We start from the raw sequence: 17,535 nt of genomic DNA on the forward strand, positions 1-17,535 counted from the left end.
ATAGCCCTGCCCGGTTGCCGTGCGCTAGAGTTATTGGAAACGGTTTTCATTTGTATTAGGGAGCATGAATGCGTGCGAAGTTGGCCGTCGGTGCGGCGGTAGCTCTTGCAATCGGTGTCGCAGGCTGCGGCCAGGACCAATCAGGCTCCCAGCAACACGGCACGCCGTCGATCGTCGCGTCCACCGACGTGTGGGGCAGCGTGGCCAGCGCGGTGACCGGCGACCACGCGGCCGTGAAGTCGATCGTCACCAGCGCCGCGGACGACCCGCATTCGTTCGAGGTCACCCCATCCGACGCAGCGGCGATCACCGACGCATCGCTTGTCGTCTACAACGGCGGCGGTTACGACCGCTGGGTCGACGACGTGCTGTCCAGCCACCAGGGCGCGCCCGCCGTCAACGCCTATTCATTGCTGCCCGCCGGCCTTCCCCAGCCCGCCAACGAGCACGTCTTCTACGACCTCGAGACCGCCAAGGCCGTCGCCAACCAGATCGCCGAGAAGCTGGCGCAATCCGACAGCGCGCACGCCGACGACTACAAGGCCAACGCCGCGACGTTCGGCGAGGAGGCCGACACCATCGCCGCCTCCGAGCGCGCAATCGGTGCGGGCCATCCGGGAGCGTCGGTGGTGGCGACCGAACCCGTCGCGCACTACCTGCTGCTCAACGCCGGCATCACCGACAAGACCCCGCCGGGCTTTGCCAGCGCCGTCGAGGAAGGCGACGACCCGTCGCCGGCCGACGTCGCCGCCGTGCTCGACCTGATCAGTACCCATCAGGTGTCGGCGCTCGTGGTCAACAAGCAGACCGAGACCCCGGTCACCAAGCGGATCACCGACGCGGCACGCCAAGCGTCGGTGCCCATCGTCGAGGTCACCGAGACGTTGCCGGAAGGTCAGAACTACCTCGACTGGCAGCGCAAGACCGTGGACGAGTTGGCCCGCCAGCTGGATGCCGCTGCGCAGGCGAACAGATAATCACTGCTTGTGCCTGCTGATCCTGACGAGATTGTCTCGCTGACCGGAGCCCGGCTGGCGTTCGGTGACCGTGTGCTGTGGGACCACCTCGATCTCACCGTGCGCGCCGGCGAATTCGTCGCCGTGCTCGGCCCGAACGGCACCGGTAAGACCTCACTGCTCAAGGTGCTGCTCGGGCAGCTGCCGCTCAGCGCCGGCACCGCGACCATCGCCGGGCGTCGGGTCGAAGCCGGCAGCGAGCGCATCGGTTACGTCCCGCAGCACCGATCGGTGGAGCGCGGGCTGTCGCTGCGCGGCCAAGACCTCGTCGGCCTCGGCTACGACGGTCACCGCTGGGGTCTGACGAGCCTTCGCGACCGATCAACGAAACGCGCTGCCGTGCAACGCGCACTACAACAAGTCGACGGCCAACGTCTCGCCGGCGTGTCCGTCGGCGTGATGTCCGGGGGCGAGCTACAGCGGGTGCGGATCGCGCAGGCGTTGGCCACCGATCCGGTGTTGCTTCTGTGCGACGAGCCGCTGCTGAACCTCGACCCGGCCAACGCCCGGCTGGTGTCTTCGCTGATCGATCATCGTCGGCGGGAAGCCGACACCGCCGTTCTGTTCGTCACTCACGAAGTCAATCCCGTTCTCCCGTATGTGGATCGGGTGCTCTATCTGGTCGACGGCAGGTTCCGCGTCGGCACCGTCGAAGAGGTGATGACGTCCGCGACGCTGTCCGAGCTCTACCGAGCCGACATTCAGGTCGTCAAGGTCGGCAACCGCTACGTCGTCGTCGGCGAGCACCTCGACCACTCCGGTCACGCGAGCGGACACGAACATGTCTGACCGGCTCACCCACCTGTTGGCCAACCTGTTCTCGTTCGACATCACGGCCGACTTGCTGCAGCGCGACTTCGTCCAGCAGGCGCTGTTGGCCGCCGCGCTGCTCGCGCTGGTGTCGGGGTTGATCGGGCCCTTCATCGTGATGCGCCAGATGTCGTTCGCTGTGCACGGGTCTTCTGAATTGTCGCTCACCGGTGCGGCTTTCGCGCTGCTGGCCGGGTTAAACGTCGGCGTCGGCGCGCTCGTCGGGTGTGGGCTTGCGGCAGTGCTGTTCGGGATCCTCGGACAGCGCGCCCGCGAGCGCGACTCGGCGATCGGCGTTGTGCTCGCGTTCGGGCTCGGCCTGGCGGTGCTGTTCATCCACCTCTACCCCGGTCGCACCGGCACCAGCTTTGCACTGCTGACAGGGCAGATCGTCGGGGTCGGCTACTCCGGGCTCGCACTCCTTGCCGTCGTGGCCGCTGTGGTGGTTGTCGTGCTGACGGTGTCCTACCGGCCGTTGTTGTTCGCGACCGTCGACCCGGAGGTGGCGTCGGGTCGCGGAGTTCCGGTGCGCGCGTTGGGCATTGTTTTCGCGGCGCTGGTCGGCGTGACGGCCGCTCAGGGCGTACAGATCGTCGGCGCGCTGCTGGTGATGTCGCTGTTGATCACACCTGCGGCCGCGGCGGTGCGGGTGTTCGTCTCTCCTGTCGCGACCATGGTGGCATCCGTGGTCTTCGCTGAAATCTCGGCGGTCGGCGGCATTCTGCTGTCGTTGGCGCCGGGGGTTCCGGTGTCGGTGTTCGTCACCACCATCTCGTTCGCGATCTTCTTGATCTGCTGGCTGGTCGGCCGTCGAAGCCGGACCACCTAGCCGTTCTCGACGGGACGCGAAGGGTCCGAACACCATTCGGACCACGAACCGGGATACAAAGCCGCATCGACACCGGCCGCGGCAAAAGCGGCCACCACAACCGACGCCGTGACGCCCGAACCGCAGTACGCCCCGACCGGCCCGTCGACGGCCGGCAACCGTTCGAGTGCAAAGGTTCCGTCGTCGGCCAACAACGAGGTGCTCGGTACGTTGCGTGCCCCTGGGATGTGCCCGGCGACCGGATCGACCGGTTCGGCGTCGCCGCGGAAGCGCTCCGCGGCCCGAGCGTCGATCAGACTTGCAGTTGCCGCCTGCGCCGCGGTCAACGTCGCGCGGGCTCCGGCGTACAAGTCGTCATGCGTGACGGTCACATCGCCCGGCTCGGGAGTGATCGTCCCGTTCTCGAGCGACCCGGTCCATGCGCTCAAGCCGCCGTCGAGGATGCGCACATCGGATATCCCTGCGGCCGTCAGCACCCACCACGCGCGCGCCGAACCCGCCCGGTTCCAATCGTCGTAAACCACGACCGGTACGCCTTCGCGCAGGCCCCAGCGACGGGCCGCGGCCTGCACGCTGCCGCCCGACGGCAACGGATGCCGCCCCCGACCCGAGACGGCATGGTCGCTGAGCTCGTCTTCGAGCGACGCGTACACCGCGCCCGGGATGTGGCCCCGCTCGTACGCAGCCCGTCCGTCGGGTTCAGTCAACTGCCAGCGCACGTCCAGGACCGTCACCGGATCACCCTTGGCCAGCAGCTTCGACAGTTCCGTCGCGGTGATCAGGACATCGTCGCGAGCCACCCGTTGATCGTGCCACCTCCTTCAATGTCGCCGGCCGTGCGGCTCCTAAGCTCACCGGCGTGAGCGAGCACGCATATGGCGCAGCAGAGCGCCGGGCGATCTACCGGGTAATCGGCGAACGCCGCGACATGCGCCGCTTCGTCCCAGGCGCCGTGGTGGCCGACGACGTCCTGGCGAGGCTGCTGGCCGCCGCGCACTCGGCCCCGAGCGTCGGTCTCATGCAGCCGTGGCGATTCATCCGCATCACGGACACCGACTTGCGGGACTATATCCGCGCGCTCGTCGATGAGGAGCGGATACGAACCGCCGAGGAGCTGGGATCGCGCGCCGACGAGTTCCTTGCACTCAAGGTCGAAGGGATCCGCGAATGCGCAGAACTGTTCGTGGTGGCGCTGTGCGACGGCAGGCAAGGCCACGTGTTCGGCCGGCGGACACTGCCGCAGATGGATCTCGCGTCGGTGTCGTGCGCGATCCAGAACCTATGGCTGGCCGCTCGCGCCGAAGGCCTCGGCATGGGATGGGTGTCGATATTCGACCCACAGAAGCTGGCCGAGCTGTTGGCGATGCCCGACGACGCGGAGCCCGTCGCGATCCTGTGCCTCGGGCCTGTTCCGGCGTTCCCGGACCGGCCCGCACTGGAGATCGACCAGTGGGCGTTCGGCCGTCCGCTAGGCGAATTCGTCTCGGAGAACGGGTGGACCACGCCTGCACGGGCCTAGGCTGGCGTTCGTGAACATCGTCGATCTCAACGCCGACCTCGGCGAGAGCTTCGGGGTGTGGCGACTCGGCGATGACGAGGCGATGCTCGACGTGGTCACCAGCGCCAATGTGGCGTGTGGGTTCCACGCCGGCGACGCCGCTACTTTGGCCCGCACGTGCCGTGCCGCCGCGGAGCGCGGTGTGCGGATCGGCGCGCAGGTGAGCTACCGCGATCTCGCCGGGTTCGGGCGGCGCTTCATCGACGCCACGCCGGAGGATCTGACCGCCGACGTGATCTACCAGATCGGTGCGCTGCAGGCGCTCGCGCACGCCGCGGGCTCGACGGTCAGCTACGTCAAACCCCATGGGGCGCTGTATAACACGATCGTCAGCAACCACGCACAGGCGCGGGCCGTGGCCGAGGCCGTACACGCCGTCGACGCGAGTCTTCCCGTGCTGGGCTTGTCCGGCTCCGTGTTCTTCGCAGAAGCCAAGGAGCTGGGCTTGCGCACGGTGCCAGAAGCGTTCGCCGACCGCGCCTACCGCTCGGACGGACAACTGGTTTCGCGGCGTGCACCTAATGCGGTTCTGCACGACGTGGGCGAGATCGCCGACCGCGTGGCGTCGATGGTCGAGGCGGGACGTGTCGCCGCGGCGGACGGGTCGACGATACCGATCACTGTGGAATCCGTTTGCGTGCATGGTGATTCGCCAGGGGCAGTGGAGATCGCCAATGCGGTCCGCGCTCGGTTGGTGGCCGACGGCGTCGAGCTGAAGCCATTTACCTGATGCGCCTCAAGCTCGGTCGGCCGGACCTGGGGAACTATTCGCGCTACTTCGATGAACCTTCTGCCGAGCCGGACGCACCGTTGACGGTGACGTGGGCCGGTGTCACCACGCTGCTGATCGACGACGGTTCGTCGGCGTTGATGACGGACGGATTCTTTTCCCGCCCATCGCTGCCCGACGTCGGTCTGCGGGCGCTGTCGCCGTCGGAGCCGCGCATCGACGGCTGCCTGGCCCGCCTCGGAGTGGACCGGCTGGAGGCTGTGCTGCCGGTGCACACGCATTTCGACCATGCGATGGACTCGGCAGTCGTCGCCGAGCGCACAGGTGCACGAGTCATCGGCGGCTCGTCCGCCGCCCAGGTTGGGCGTGGAGGCGGATTGCCAGAGGACCGCATCGTCGTCGCCAAGTCAGGCGAGGCGATATCGCTTGGCTCCTACGAGGTCACGCTGATCGAGGCCGAACACTGTCCACCCGACCGCTTTCCCGGCGTGATCGCCGAACCGGTCGCCCCGCCCATAAAGGTGTCTGCGTACAAATGCGGTGAAGCGTGGTCGACGCTGGTATACCACCGTCCGTCCGAGCAACGCCTGCTGATCGTCGGCAGCGCAGGCTTCGTCCGCGGGGCGCTTTCCGGCCGGCACGCCGACGTGGTGTACCTGGGCGTCGGGCAACTCGGACTGCAACCCGAGCGGTACGTGATCGACTACTGGACCGAGACCGTACGCACCGTGGGCGCGCGCCGCGTCGTGCTCATCCACTGGGACGACTTCTTCCGTCCGCTGCACAAGCCTCTTCGCGCGCTGCCCTACGCCGGCGACGACCTGGACGTGTCGATGCGGGTGTTGACCCGGTTGGCCGAGCGGGACGGTGTTTCACTGCATCTGCCCACGCTGTGGCATCGCGCTGACCCGTGGCGTTGACGCTGGCGCTGGTGGCGCTGGCCGTGGTCCTCGGCTACGCGATGGTCCGTCCGCACGGCTGGCCCGAGGCCGCCGCGTCGGTGCCTGCGGCAGGCATACTCATCGCTCTCGGCGCGATCTCCTGGCACGACGCCGCCGCCGAAGTCGGTCGCCTGCTGCCGGTCGTGGGGTTCCTGGCGGCGGTGCTCGTGCTGGCGCGGCTATGTGACGACGAGGGCTTGTTTCACGCCGCAGGCGTCGCGATGGCCCGCAGCAGCGACGGCAGCCAACAGCGGGTGTTTGCAATGGTTTTCGTGATCGCGGCGGCGACGACGGCGGTGCTGAGCCTGGACGCGACCGTGGTCTTGCTGACGCCTGTGGTGCTCGCGACGGCGCGTGCCCTGGCAGTACCGGCGAAGCCGCATGCTTATGCCACCGCTCATCTGGCCAACACGGCTTCCTTGCTGCTGCCGGTGTCGAACCTGACCAATCTTCTCGCGTTCAGCGCTGCGGGCATCTCTTTCCTGCATTTCGCGGCGGTGGTGTCGCTGCCCTGGATAACCGCCGTAGCCGTCGAATTCGTCGTTTTACGTTGGGTTTTCGCGCGCGACCTCTCGGTGACGCCCGTGCATGACGATGCTGGCCCAGCAGAGGTGCCGGTCTTCGTCCTGGCGGTGCTGACAGCGACGCTCGTCGGCTTCGCGGTGACCTCGTTGGCGGGTTTCTCGCCTGCATGGGCGGCACTCGCGGGTGCGGTGGTGCTCGGTGTTCGCGGGCTGGCCCAGGGGCGCAGCAGCGTGAAAGGCATTGCGACCGCCGTCGACCTGCCGTTTCTAGCGTTCGTGTTGTGCCTCGGGGTTGTCGTCGACGCGGTGATGGTCAACGGCCTGCAGACTGCGATGCGCGACGTGCTGCCCAGCGGTGACACTTTTCCGGCGCTGCTCGGTGTCGCGGCTGTGGCGGCGGTTCTGGCCAACGTCGTGAACAACCTGCCCGCTGTGCTTGTGTTGCTGCCACTGGTGGCGTCGTCGGGTCCAGCCGTGGTGCTCGCCGTGCTGATCGGGGTCAACGTCGGGCCCAACCTGACGTATGTGGGTTCGCTGGCGAATCTCCTGTGGCGCGGTGTCGTGCGTCGCGACATCTCCAGCGGTTTCGTCGAGTTCAGCCGCGTCGGGTTGTTCACGGTACCGGTCACCGTGACCGCTTCAGTGCTCGCGCTGTGGGTGGGGATTCGGGTCTTCGGGCTGTAGAGCAAAACACCGGTTACATCGGCGCGAACAGCGGTCGGACGGCTGACGTCGAATCGTCGATCAGCGGCGCTGTGGGTGAGCAAATCAGCCTAGTGTCGGCAAGATTGGTCCCGTGGCCATCACCGGATCGCCGGCTCCGTCGGCAGCGTTTTCCAGGTACGTGGCGCTCGGCGACTCGTTCACCGAGGGTGTCGGCGACCCACATGCCACCAGTCCGAACGGTTTGCGCGGATGGGCGGATCACGTCGCAGTCGCGCTGGCACAGAACAACCCAGAACTTCGATACGCCAACCTGGCCGTGCGTGGCCGCAGGATGGACGAGATCCTCGCGGATCAGCTTCAGACCGCCGTCATGCTCGAACCCGACCTCGTCATCGTCTACGCGGGCATGAACGACCTGCTGCTGGTGCGCAACGACATCGACGCGATGATGTCCAGGTATGCCGACGCACTGAAGACCTTGCAGCAGACCGGGGCCCACGTGCTGGCGTTTACGGCGGGCGATCTCGGCACTGTGCCGCTGTTTCGGCGGCTGCGGGGCCGTGCTGCGGTCTACAACGAACTGTTGCGAGGCATCGCCGACGACCTGGATTTGCGGCTCGTCGACTTCTGGCGATTCACCGAGTTTCGCGATCCGCGTTTGTGGGCCGGAGATCGCATCCATCTCTCACCGCTGGGTCATGAGCGCATGGCGGCCAAAGTTCTTGACACACTGACTGTTCCCCACAACCTGTCCACACGGTCAGCCGCGCTGCCGGCCTCGTCACCACCCGTGCGCAGCTTCTGGGCCAATCTGCAATGGACGCTCGCGTTCGCGACGCCCTGGGTGGCCAAACGACTACGCCGGGCCACGCCTGGAGCCGGCATCGAGCCGAAGTACCCGACACTGACCAAGATCGTTTGACCGCCACCGATATGGATGTGAGCCGACGAAAACTCCTGATCGCCGGCGGCACGTCCGCCATCCTCGGCGCGGGCGTAGGCGCCGGAGCTGTCGAACTCCTCCGGTCCGACCGAACGAGCCCGACGCTGTGGCAGCGAGCAGACCGCAGCGGCGCGCCGCGCGTCGGTGGGCTGCATCTGCAGTTCGGCGCCGAGGCCGCATCCGAAGTGGTGGTGTCATGGCACACCGCCTCCGCGGTGAGCAATCCACGGCTCATGTTCGGCACACCGGACGACGGGGTCGGCCGGACCGTGACAGCCGAAACGCGCACCTACCGCGATGCCTCCTCACAGACCGAGATCTACGTCCACCACGTTCGAGTGGCCGGACTGGCTCCCGATACCGACTACGTGTACGCAGCATTCCACGATGGAGCCACACCGGAGTGGGGCACAGTGCGGACGGCGCCGCGCGGGCGTGCCCCGTTGCGGTTCACCAGCTTCGGCGACCAATCGACACCGATGCTGGACGCGCTGGTCGCATCGGCATTCGGCAACGACAATCGCGGCTCGCCTTCGGCGGGCGATATCACGACCGCGGTGGAGCGTGCAGCGCCTCTGTTCAATCTCGTGAACGGCGACCTGTGCTACGCCAATCTGGCGCGCGATCGCGTCAGGACCTGGTCGGACTGGTTCGAGAACAACTCCCGGTCTGCGCGATACCGGCCGTGGATGCCTGCGGCGGGCAACCATGAGAACGAATTGGGCAACGGTCCAATCGGATACAGCGCCTACCAAACCTATTTCGCGTTGCCTGATGCCGGGTCAGATCGCGAATTGCGGGGTTTGTGGTACGCGTTCACGGCTGGTTCGGTGCGGGTGATCAGCCTTCACAACGACGACGTGTGCTATCAGGACGGCGGCAACTCGTACGTGCGAGGGTACTCCGGTGGTGCCCAAAAGCGTTGGCTCGAGAGCGAACTCGAACGTACGCGCAAAGACGGCAATATCGACTGGATCGTGGTGTGTATGCATCAGACCGCGGTGTCGACAGGTGAGCGCACCAACGGCGCAGACCTCGGTATCCGGGAGAACTGGCTGCCGCTGTTCGATCGGTTCGGCGTCGACCTGGTGGTCTGCGGCCATGAGCATCATTACGAACGCACGTACGCCGTCCGGGGAACAACGCCAAGCGACACGCTGACGCCCGACCCTGTTGACACGCATCCCGACCGCATCGACACCAGTAAGGGCACCGTTCATCTCGTCATCGGCGGCGGAGGCACGTCGATCCCGTCGAACACGATGTTCTTCCCCGAGCCGCGATGCGCGGTTTTGATGGGTGTGGGTGACGTGGACCCAGCGCTAGGGCACAAGGCTCCGAAGTATGTGGTCGAGCCGGCGCCGTGGTCGGCGTTTCGCGACCGCGAAAACCCTTGCGGCTTTGTTGCTTTCGACGTCGACCCGGGCCAGCCGGGCGGCATGACGTCGATGGCTGCCACGTACTACGCGGTGAAGGGGCCGTTCGGTGAAGTCACACCGGTCGACAAGTTCACCCTGACCCGCCCAAGGCGGGGGTGACTTCTTCCGCCGAGCAGGCGCAAAAGGCCCCGACACGCCGAGGATTTGGAGCACTTTGCGTCTGCTCGCGCAGGAAATCAGCCCCGTCGCTGGCGGGCGATTTCGGCCAGCACCACACCGGCGGCCACCGAGGCGTTCAATGACTCCGTCGGACCTGCCATCGGGATCGACACCACGGCGTCGCAATTCTCGCGCACTAGCCGTGACAGTCCTTTGCCCTCGGAACCGACGACCAAAACCAAAGGTCCGGTGCCGTCCACCTCGTCAATCGTCGTGTCACCGGCCGCATCGAGCCCAACCACCTGCAGTCCCGCGTCGCCCCAACTCTGCAGTGTCCGATTGAGATTCGTCGCGCGGGCAACCGGCAGCCGCGCCGCCGCGCCCGCGCTCGTGCGCCAAGCAACCGCTGTGACGGAAGCCGAGCGTCGTTGCGGGATCACGACGCCATGTCCGCCGAACGCGGCAACCGAGCGGACGATGGCGCCGAGGTTGCGCGGATCGGAGATGTTGTCCAGCGCAACCATCAACGCCGGCGCGCTGTCTTTCGTCGCGGCGGCGAGCAGGTCGTCGGGATGCGCGTATTGATACGGCGGCACCTGCAGCGCGATGCCCTGATGCAGCCCGTTTGCGGCGATCCGGTCCAGATCGTGGCGCGGCACTTCCAGTATCGAGATGCCCGAATCGGCTGCGATCCTTACGGATTCGGTCAGACGCTCGTCGGCCTCGGCACCGAGTGCGACGTACAGCGCCGTGGCGGGCACTCCCGCCCGCAGGCACTCGATAACCGGATTGCGGCCCAGCACGATCTCGGTGTCGTCGGTCTTGCGGGCAGGACGTCGCTGCTGCTGCTTCTGAGTTTTGGCCGCGCGCTTGGCGGCGGGGTGGTTGGGCCGCATGTGCGCAGGCGGAGTCGCGCCGCGGCCCTCCAGACCACGACGGCGCACACCGCCGGAGCCGACCGTCGGCCCCTTCTTGGTGCCGGGCTTACGAATCGCACCCCGGCGCTTGGAGTTTCCAGCCATCTACTTCGTATACCCGTCGAGCAGCGCCCATTGTGGCCCGTCGGCTGTGTCGGTGACTTCGATTCCTGCTTCCTTGAGCCGGTCACGGATCGCGTCGGCTTCCGCCCAGTCGCGGCGCGCACGGGCGTCCTCGCGGCGCTGCACCTCGGCGTGCACAAGCACGTCGACAGCGGCCAGTGCGGCCGACGTCTCGTCTTTCGATTCCCACCGCTCGTCGAGCGGGTCGGCGCCGAGAATGCCCATCATCGCACGGATTGACATCGCTTGCGCGAGAGCGGTTTCGTGGTCACCTGCGTCCAGCGCGCGATTACCCTCTGCTCGGGCGGCGTGCACCTCGGCCAGGGCGATCGGCACGGACAGATCGTCGTCCAGGGCCGCTGCGAACTTCGGCGTCCATTCGCCTGGCACCACCGCACCGACGCGGTTGCGCACCCGGTGCAGGAAGTCCTCGATGCCGGCGTACGCCTTGGCCGCATCCTGCAACGCGGTCTCGGTGAATTCAAGCATCGACCTGTAGTGCGCGCTGCCGAGGTAGTAGCGCAACTCCGCTGCCCGAACCCGTTGCAGCACAGCCGGAATCGCGAGCACGTTACCAAGCGACTTGCTCATCTTCTCGCCGCCCATGGTCACCCAGCCGTTGTGCATCCAGAACCGGGCGAACGGGTCACCGGCGCCTTCCGCCTGGGCGACCTCGTTCTCATGGTGGGGGAACACGAGGTCCATGCCGCCGGCGTGGATGTCGAACTCGGGACCGAGGTAGCTCTCGCACATCGCCACGCATTCGGTGTGCCAACCGGGGCGGCCCCGGCCCCACGGCGTAGGCCACGACGGCTCACCTGGCTTGGCGCCCTTCCACAGCGTGAAGTCGCGCTCGTCGCGCTTGCCCTTGGCGACACCCTCGCCCTGATGCACGTCGTCGACCTTGTGACCGGACAGCTTGCCGTAGTCGGACAAGCTCAGCACGTTGAAGTAGACGTCGCCAGCCCCATCGCCGGAGCCCGTGTACGCATGTCCTCGTTCGATCAGCCGCTCGATCAGCTCGACGATCTGCGTGATGTGGCCGGTGGCCCGCGGCTCAGCCGACGGCGGCAGCACCCCCAGCGCGTCGTAGGCGGCCGTAAACGCGCGTTCGTAGGTGGCGGCCCATTCCCACCACGGCCGGCCCGCGTCGGCAGCCTTGTTGAGGATCTTGTCGTCGATGTCGGTGACGTTGCGGATGAATGCGACGTCGTAGCCCTTGGCCATCAGCCAGCGCCGCAGCACGTCGAACGCGACCCCGCTGCGGACATGTCCGATATGCGGCAGGCCCTGCACGGTGGCGCCGCAGAGATAGATCGATACATGACCGGGTCGCAGCGGCACGAAATCGCGCACGACACCGGTCATGGTGTCGTAGAGCCGCATATGAGATGCGGGGCCGTTGTTGGATGTCGCCGCCGTGGCGGCTCCGTCGGTCACGACGCGCCAGCTTACCGGCCTATATCGGCGGAATCCCCATTGGAGAGGACAAGGGCGGTCGCGATCGCTGCCAAACCTTCGCCCCGGCCGGTCAGCCCAAGGCCGTCGGTGGTCGTCGCCGACACCGAAACCGGCGCGTCCAACAGCTCGGAAAGAATCTTTTGCGCTTCGGCGCGCCGCGGCCCCACCTTGGGCCGGTTTCCGATCACCTGGACGGCGGCATTGCCGATGCGGTAACCCTCGGCCACCAGCAAGCCGTGAACATGCCTCAGCATGTCTGCGCCGCTGACACCGCGCCATTCCTCACGGTCGGTGCCGAACACGTCACCGATGTCGCCCAGCCCCGCTGCGGACAGAAGAGCATCGCAGAGTGCATGAGCAGCGACGTCGCCGTCGGAATGGCCCGCGCAGCCGTCGCCGTCGTTGAACAACAAGCACAGCAACCAACACGGCCTACCGGCCTGGATTGGATGAACGTCGGTGCCAAGCCCGACGCGCGGTAGCGCCACTAGGACGCGGCGGCCAGAACCTCGTCGAGGATGACTGCAGCCTTGGCGTCGTCGGTGTTCTCGGCAAGCGCCAGCTCGCCGACCAGGATCTGCCGCGCCTTTGCAAGCATCCGCTTCTCGCCGGCCGACAGACCGCGCTCCTGGTCACGGCGCCACAGGTCGCGGACGACCTCGGCCACCTTGTTCACGTCGCCGGAGGCCAGCTTCTCGAGGTTGGCCTTGTACCGGCGCGACCAGTTGGTCGGCTCTTCGGTGTGTGGCGCGCGAAGCACCTGGAAGACCTTGTCCAGGCCCTCCTGCCCGACAACATCGCGGACCCCGACATACTCGGCATTCTCGGCGGGTACTCGAACGGTGAGGTCCCCCTGGGCGACCTTCAAGACGAGGTATTCCTTTTGTTCGCCTTTGATGGTCCGGGTTTCGATCGCCTCGATCAACGCAGCACCGTGGTGTGGATAGACAACGGTGTCTCCGACCTTAAAAATCATCAGTTTCGAGCCCCTTTCACAAGTCAATGTTAACACGGGGCCGAGACAGGTGCGTATCAACGATGCAGGTCAGGGGCACTGAAGGTGAAGACTAGGGGTTGACATGATGACAAATACGTGCAACACCAGGGTCGCTCCGGAGAGCGTTTACGACGGCTTTCGCGCCGCTTCGAGGTAGCTGTCCACTCGGCGTCAGCCCTCAGCTACCGCCGACAATCGGCACCTACTACTGTGCATAGTCGAATCACAGCGACTGAAATGGTGGTCGCGTCGTCGGCGAGCAGGAGGCCCTAGTGGACCGCTTCAAACCGCGTACTTCCGCCCTGGCCGCGTGCGGACTGGCAGTCGCCGTCGCCCTGTCCGGCTGCGGAGCCGGGCAGGTGTCCCAGATGGCAACCCAGGAGCCCGCGGTCAACGGCACCAGCGGCAACGTCGGCACCCTCGCGCTGCGCAATATCCACCTGCGGGCCGTACAGAGCACGGACTACGTGCAGCCCGGGCGCGACGTGGAGCTGATCTTCACGGCGGTCAACAACTCCCCTGACGCCAACGACAAGCTGGTCTCGATCACCTCCGACATCGGAAAGGTGTCGTTGAGCGGTGACACCACCGTGCCCGCGAGTGGCGTACTGGTCGTGGGCCAGCCCGACGGACAGACCGCCGCACTGGAGGCCGCAGAGGCCACCGAGGGGGCGAAAGCCGCCGTCGCGCTGTCCAAGCCGATCACCAACGGGTTGACGTACAACTTCAAGTTCACGTTCGAAAAGGCCGGCGAGACCACCGTGACGGTGCCGATCTCGGCCGGCGAGGCTCCTCGCCGCGAAGCATCGCCGGTAGAAGTCGGCGACACGGGCGGACACCACTGAATTTCTGTCGGTCGCGACAGCTACCGTCACGGCGTGGCCAAGGCGCGTTCGCAATACCGCTGCTCGGAATGCCACCACGTCACCGCTAAATGGGTCGGCCGCTGTCCGGATTGCGGCACCTGGGGCACAGTCGACGAAGTTGCTGTCTTGGCAGCCGTCAACGGCTCCGCTGCGCGGCGCGCCGTCGCACCCACCTCACCCGCGGTGCCGATCAGCTCGATCGACCCAGGAAGCACACGCCACTTCCACACCGGGGTAAGCGAGCTCGACCGTGTGCTGGGCGGCGGGCTCGTCCCGGGTTCGGTGACGTTACTGGCCGGTGACCCCGGGGTGGGCAAGTCGACGCTGCTGCTCGAGGTGGCGCACCGCTGGGCACGGGCCGGCAAGCGGGCGCTGTATCTGTCCGGTGAGGAGTCGGCGGGGCAGATCCGGCTGCGCGCGGAACGGACGGGCTGCACGCACGACGAGGTCTATCTGGCCGCCGAGTCGGACCTGCAGATGGCGCTTGGCCACATCGAAGCGGTGCAGCCCACGCTGGTGGTGATCGATTCGGTGCAGACCATGTCGACCACCGAGGTCGACGGCGTCACCGGCGGCGTCACCCAGGTGCGGGCGGTCACGACGGCGCTGACGATGGCCGCCAAGGCATCAGGCGTCGCGATGATCCTGGTCGGCCATGTCACCAAGGACGGCGCGATCGCCGGGCCGCGCTCGCTGGAGCATCTCGTCGACGTCGTGCTGCACTTCGAAGGCGACCGCGCTTCGGCGCTCCGGATGGTGCGCGGCGTCAAGAACCGATTCGGCGCCGCCGATGAAGTTGGCTGTTTTCTATTGCACGACAACGGGATTGAATGTGTTGCCGACCCGTCGGGATTGTTCCTCGACCAGAGGCCCAAGCCCGTGTCGGGCACGGCGGTGACGGTCACGCTCGACGGCAAGCGGCCGTTGATCGGCGAGGTGCAGGCACTGATCGGCGCCCCAGCGAGCGGGACTCCGCGCCGCGCGGTCAGCGGGATCGACTCGGCGCGTGCCGCCATGATCACCGCGGTGCTGGAGAAGAGGGCCAGGCTGCCCGTCGGCTCCAACGACATCTATCTGTCGACGGTCGGCGGCATGCGGCTCACAGACCCCTCGTCGGATCTCGCGGTGGCGCTGGCGATCGCGTCGTCCTACGCCGACTGGCCGCTGCCCGCCAATGCTGTGGTGATCGGCGAGGTCGGCCTTGCCGGGGATTTGCGCCGGGTCAGCGGCATGGACCGCAGGTTGGCAGAGGCAGCAAGGCTCGGGTTCGGCATCGCCGTGGTGCCCGCCGGCGTGACGTCGCCGCCGCCTGGCTTACGGACGCATTCAGCAGACAACATCGGAACGGCATTGCGGGTGCTGCGGCAAATCAGCGAGACTAACGCCAATAGCGGCCGATCCGAGGAGAAGAAATGGCCGTGAAGTCCGCGGGCAGGTCGGGCCGCAACGTGGTGCAGCTCGCCCGGCCCACGCTGCGTGAAACCATTGCTCGGCTGGCCCCCGGCACAGCGTTGCGCGACGGCCTGGAGCGCATCCTGCGTGGCCGCACCGGCGCCCTGATCCTCCTTGGGTACGACGACAGCGTCGAGACCATCTGTGACGGAGGCTTCGAACTCGACGTCCGCTACGCCCCGACGAGGCTGCGCGAACTGTCGAAGATGGACGGAGCTGTCGTGCTCTCCAGCGACGGCAGCCGCATCCTGCGGGCCAACGTCCAGCTGGTACCCGACCCGTCGATTCCCACGGAGGAATCCGGCACCCGGCACCGCTCCGCCGAGCGCACTGCGATTCAGACCGGCTATCCGGTGATTTCGGTGAGCCATTCGATGAGCATCGTCACCGTCTACGTCGCCGGCGAGCGCCACGTCGTGCCGGAATCGGCCACCATCCTGTCGCGCGCCAACCAGACCATCGACACGCTCGAGCGCTACAAGACCCGGCTCGACGAAGTCAGCAGGCAGCTGTCGACCGCCGAGATCGAGGACTTCGTCACGCTGCGTGACGTGATGACCGTCGTGCAGCGGCTGGAGATGGTGCGCCGAATCAGCCTCGAAATCGATTCCGACGTCGTTGAACTGGGCACCGACGGCCGTCAGCTCAAGCTGCAGCTGGAGGAACTGGTCGGCGACAACGACACGGCCCGCGAGTTGATCGTGCGTGACTACCACGCCAACCCCGACGCGCCGACGGCCGCCCAGGTCAGCGCGACGCTGGACGAGCTGGACTCGCTGTCGGACAACGAGCTGCTCGATTTCACCACGCTTGCAAGGGTTTTCGGCTATCCGTCGACGGCCGAGGCGCAAGACTCGGCGATGAGTTCACGCGGCTACCGCGCGATGGCCGGCATCCCGCGGCTGCAGTTCGCCCATGTCGATCTCCTGGTCCGGTCGTTCGGCTCGCTGCAAGGGCTTTTGGCCGCCAGCTCAGATGACCTGCAGTCGGTCGAAGGCATCGGGTCGATGTGGGCCCGCCACATTCGGGAAGGCCTCTCTCAGCTGGCCGAGTCGACGATCGCCGACCGGCTGGCCTAGCTCAATTCCGTTGCGGCCCTTGTGCCGTCGAGGCCATGTCGGAGTAGCTCCCACGCGAGCCGGCGAGCTTCTGCAGCTCTGGTGTGCATGAGCCGCTGTACGGTCCTGATCGAGTCTTGCTTCGGCGTGCGCCCTTCGACGACGGCATCGTGCACATCCTGCGCCACCCGGATCGCCATCGCCGCGGCCTCGTTGACTTGGTCCAGCGCGCGATGCAGACGATCGTCCTCGAGGAGAAGGTTGGCGTTGCTGACCTCGACCGAAAAGTCGTTCACGACTCGGCTGATCTGCTCGAAGATCGGGTTCATCGCCCGCTCGCGCTCATCGCGGTCCTCGATGCACAGGATGCGGGCGCCTTCGTTCCACAGGTTGGCGAGCATGTGAGTGTGCCCGTTGACAGCGCGTGAGACTTCGATCATCGCTTGCTTCTGGAGCTGATTGATGAGGTGCATGCGTTCGTTGCGGGCCAGCCCGCGTTGAGCCTCGACCTCGGCGCGGTACAACTTCTCCCGCGCCTCCATCTCGACGCGGTGCAGTGCCTGGGTGAGCGCTATTTCGCGGGCCGCGCGCTCCTCGGCGGCCAGCAGCTCCGTGCGGAGTCGTTGTGCGGCTTCGGCGGCGTGCTGGTTCGCCTGCCGCTGAATGTTGAGGGTCTGCCACATGGCCACCAGCACGACGCAGAAGACGGCGGCCCCGAAGAACCACTCGGCCTTGGATCCGATCTCTCCGTGGCTGAGGAAGATGAACCAGGCGATGGCCAGGCTGCCCGCCACACCGCAGGCAAACCATCCGATTCCGCGCCAGCGCTGGGTCGTGGCAGAGCGGTGGGGTTCCTGGCGAATTGGCGCGGCCGGTTCGACGGGCTTCGCGGATGCGCTCAAGTCATCGGGTTCCGAATCCTCGGTGGCACTGGGGAATTGCGCTAGTCCGGTCACCGTCACCTCCCGTTCACCCGATGCTGCCGCCGTGCGGGTTCAGACTAGAGCGCACGGGCTGAGTCGTCGCGCCCCGACCTCACTGGCGGTGTACGCGCAACAACGCGGACCGCTAGTGTCGACCCGTATTCACCGCTATCGAATTGACCG

General features: G+C 66.6%; 18 protein-coding genes. 12 read left to right on the forward strand and 6 right to left on the reverse strand.

The genetic code is table 11. The annotated features are described in order from the left end of the window. The first annotated feature begins 68 nt into the window (after window positions 1–68). The 3 genes from VJV41_RS23055 to VJV41_RS23065 are packed head-to-tail and all read left to right on the forward strand — an operon-like array spanning window position 69 to window position 2,655. A complete protein-coding gene (locus tag VJV41_RS23055) occupies window positions 69–977 on the forward strand; it encodes a metal ABC transporter solute-binding protein, Zn/Mn family (protein WP_325337587.1) in 909 nt (302 codons plus the stop codon). A 9-nt stretch (window positions 978–986) separates the two neighbouring features. Then, window positions 987–1,805: a metal ABC transporter ATP-binding protein gene (locus tag VJV41_RS23060; RefSeq protein ID WP_325337589.1), complete on the forward strand. Its 819-nt coding sequence runs from the start codon at window positions 987–989 to the stop codon at window positions 1,803–1,805. After that, the gene (locus VJV41_RS23065) at window positions 1,798–2,655 is read left to right on the forward strand and encodes a metal ABC transporter permease (RefSeq protein ID WP_325337591.1); all 858 of its coding nucleotides are present in this window, start codon (window positions 1,798–1,800) and stop codon (window positions 2,653–2,655) included. Before VJV41_RS23060 ends, VJV41_RS23065 begins: the two co-directional genes overlap by 8 nt. On the opposite strand, the gene VJV41_RS23070 is transcribed toward VJV41_RS23065, so the two are convergent. Beyond that, window positions 2,652–3,455: a sulfurtransferase gene (locus VJV41_RS23070; protein ID WP_325337593.1), complete on the reverse strand. Its 804-nt coding sequence runs from the start codon at window positions 3,453–3,455 to the stop codon at window positions 2,652–2,654. The two genes, VJV41_RS23065 and VJV41_RS23070, sit on opposite strands and share 4 nt — an antisense overlap. A 59-nt stretch (window positions 3,456–3,514) precedes the next feature. On the opposite strand from VJV41_RS23070, the gene bluB reads away from it, so the two are divergent. The 6 genes from bluB to VJV41_RS23100 all read left to right on the forward strand — a co-directional run bounded on the left by bluB (window position 3,515) and on the right by VJV41_RS23100 (window position 9,555). Further along, on the forward strand, window positions 3,515–4,174 hold the full coding sequence (gene bluB, locus VJV41_RS23075; protein WP_325337595.1) for a 5,6-dimethylbenzimidazole synthase: 660 nt from the start codon (window positions 3,515–3,517) through the stop codon (window positions 4,172–4,174). A 10-nt stretch (window positions 4,175–4,184) separates the two neighbouring features. Further along, the gene (locus tag VJV41_RS23080; protein ID WP_325337597.1) at window positions 4,185–4,943 is read left to right on the forward strand and encodes a 5-oxoprolinase subunit PxpA; all 759 of its coding nucleotides are present in this window, start codon (window positions 4,185–4,187) and stop codon (window positions 4,941–4,943) included. Further along, entirely contained in the window at window positions 4,943–5,863 is a 921-nt protein-coding gene (locus tag VJV41_RS23085; RefSeq protein ID WP_325337598.1) for an MBL fold metallo-hydrolase, read from the forward strand. The genes VJV41_RS23080 and VJV41_RS23085 overlap by 1 nt, the downstream gene beginning before the upstream one ends. Further along, entirely contained in the window at window positions 5,854–7,092 is a 1,239-nt protein-coding gene (locus tag VJV41_RS23090) for an SLC13 family permease (protein ID WP_325337600.1), read from the forward strand. Before VJV41_RS23085 ends, VJV41_RS23090 begins: the two co-directional genes overlap by 10 nt. Before the next feature lie 112 nt (window positions 7,093–7,204). Continuing rightward, window positions 7,205–7,996, forward strand: coding sequence for an SGNH/GDSL hydrolase family protein (locus tag VJV41_RS23095; RefSeq protein WP_325337602.1), 792 nt, complete (start codon window positions 7,205–7,207; stop codon window positions 7,994–7,996). An 11-nt stretch (window positions 7,997–8,007) separates the two neighbouring features. After that, a complete protein-coding gene (locus VJV41_RS23100; protein WP_325337742.1) occupies window positions 8,008–9,555 on the forward strand; it encodes a metallophosphoesterase family protein in 1,548 nt (515 codons plus the stop codon). Between the two features lie 77 nt (window positions 9,556–9,632). Here VJV41_RS23100 and rlmB read toward each other — a convergent pair whose 3' ends face one another. The 4 genes from rlmB to carD form a co-directional block, all read right to left on the reverse strand. Then, on the reverse strand, window positions 9,633–10,577 hold the full coding sequence (gene rlmB / locus VJV41_RS23105) for a 23S rRNA (guanosine(2251)-2'-O)-methyltransferase RlmB (RefSeq protein WP_325337604.1): 945 nt from the start codon (window positions 10,575–10,577) through the stop codon (window positions 9,633–9,635). After that, entirely contained in the window at window positions 10,578–11,981 is a 1,404-nt protein-coding gene (gene cysS / locus VJV41_RS23110) for a cysteine--tRNA ligase (RefSeq protein WP_325337743.1), read from the reverse strand. 65 nt (window positions 11,982–12,046) lie between these two features. Continuing rightward, window positions 12,047–12,544: a 2-C-methyl-D-erythritol 2,4-cyclodiphosphate synthase gene (gene ispF, locus VJV41_RS23115; protein ID WP_325337606.1), complete on the reverse strand. Its 498-nt coding sequence runs from the start codon at window positions 12,542–12,544 to the stop codon at window positions 12,047–12,049. Then, the gene (carD, locus tag VJV41_RS23120; RefSeq protein ID WP_325337608.1) at window positions 12,544–13,032 is read right to left on the reverse strand and encodes an RNA polymerase-binding transcription factor CarD; all 489 of its coding nucleotides are present in this window, start codon (window positions 13,030–13,032) and stop codon (window positions 12,544–12,546) included. Before carD ends, ispF begins: the two co-directional genes overlap by 1 nt. A gap of 293 nt (window positions 13,033–13,325) precedes the next feature. Here carD and VJV41_RS23125 point away from each other — a divergent pair, with 293 nt between their 5' ends. The 3 genes from VJV41_RS23125 to disA are packed head-to-tail and all read left to right on the forward strand — an operon-like array spanning window position 13,326 to window position 16,450. Further along, the gene (locus VJV41_RS23125; protein WP_325337610.1) at window positions 13,326–13,898 is read left to right on the forward strand and encodes a hypothetical protein; all 573 of its coding nucleotides are present in this window, start codon (window positions 13,326–13,328) and stop codon (window positions 13,896–13,898) included. Window positions 13,899–13,931: 33 nt separating this feature from the next. Further along, window positions 13,932–15,341 carry a DNA repair protein RadA gene (gene radA / locus VJV41_RS23130; protein WP_325337611.1) on the forward strand — a complete coding sequence of 470 codons (1,410 nt, stop codon included), beginning with the start codon at window positions 13,932–13,934 and terminating at the stop codon, window positions 15,339–15,341. After that, window positions 15,332–16,450, forward strand: a complete 1,119-nt coding sequence (gene disA / locus VJV41_RS23135; protein ID WP_414685024.1) for a DNA integrity scanning diadenylate cyclase DisA — start codon at window positions 15,332–15,334, stop codon at window positions 16,448–16,450. Before radA ends, disA begins: the two co-directional genes overlap by 10 nt. Here disA and VJV41_RS23140 read toward each other — a convergent pair. Then, window positions 16,447–17,385: a hypothetical protein gene (locus VJV41_RS23140; protein ID WP_325337612.1), complete on the reverse strand. Its 939-nt coding sequence runs from the start codon at window positions 17,383–17,385 to the stop codon at window positions 16,447–16,449. The two genes, disA and VJV41_RS23140, sit on opposite strands and share 4 nt — an antisense overlap. Window positions 17,386–17,535: the final 150 nt, after the last annotated feature.

It is taken from the genome of Mycobacterium sp. (genome assembly GCF_035274705.1).
Taxonomy (GTDB): domain Bacteria; phylum Actinomycetota; class Actinomycetes; order Mycobacteriales; family Mycobacteriaceae; genus Mycobacterium.

Excerpts from the sequence above, each read along its gene's own strand:
- VJV41_RS23055 (WP_325337587.1), top strand. The coding sequence starts at position 69 with ATGCGTGCGAAGTTGGCCGTCGGTGCGGCGGTAGCTCTTGCAATCGGT.
- VJV41_RS23065 (WP_325337591.1), top strand. The coding sequence starts at position 1,798 with ATGTCTGACCGGCTCACCCACCTGTTGGCCAACCTGTTCTCGTTCGAC.
- VJV41_RS23085 (WP_325337598.1), top strand. The coding sequence starts at position 4,943 with ATGCGCCTCAAGCTCGGTCGGCCGGACCTGGGGAACTATTCGCGCTAC.
- VJV41_RS23100 (WP_325337742.1), top strand. The coding sequence starts at position 8,008 with ATGGATGTGAGCCGACGAAAACTCCTGATCGCCGGCGGCACGTCCGCC.
- rlmB (WP_325337604.1), bottom strand. The coding sequence starts at position 10,577 with ATGGCTGGAAACTCCAAGCGCCGGGGTGCGATTCGTAAGCCCGGCACC.
- cysS (WP_325337743.1), bottom strand. The coding sequence starts at position 11,981 with ATGCGGCTCTACGACACCATGACCGGTGTCGTGCGCGATTTCGTGCCG.
- carD (WP_325337608.1), bottom strand. The coding sequence starts at position 13,032 with ATGATTTTTAAGGTCGGAGACACCGTTGTCTATCCACACCACGGTGCT.
- disA (WP_414685024.1), top strand. The coding sequence starts at position 15,332 with ATGGCCGTGAAGTCCGCGGGCAGGTCGGGCCGCAACGTGGTGCAGCTC.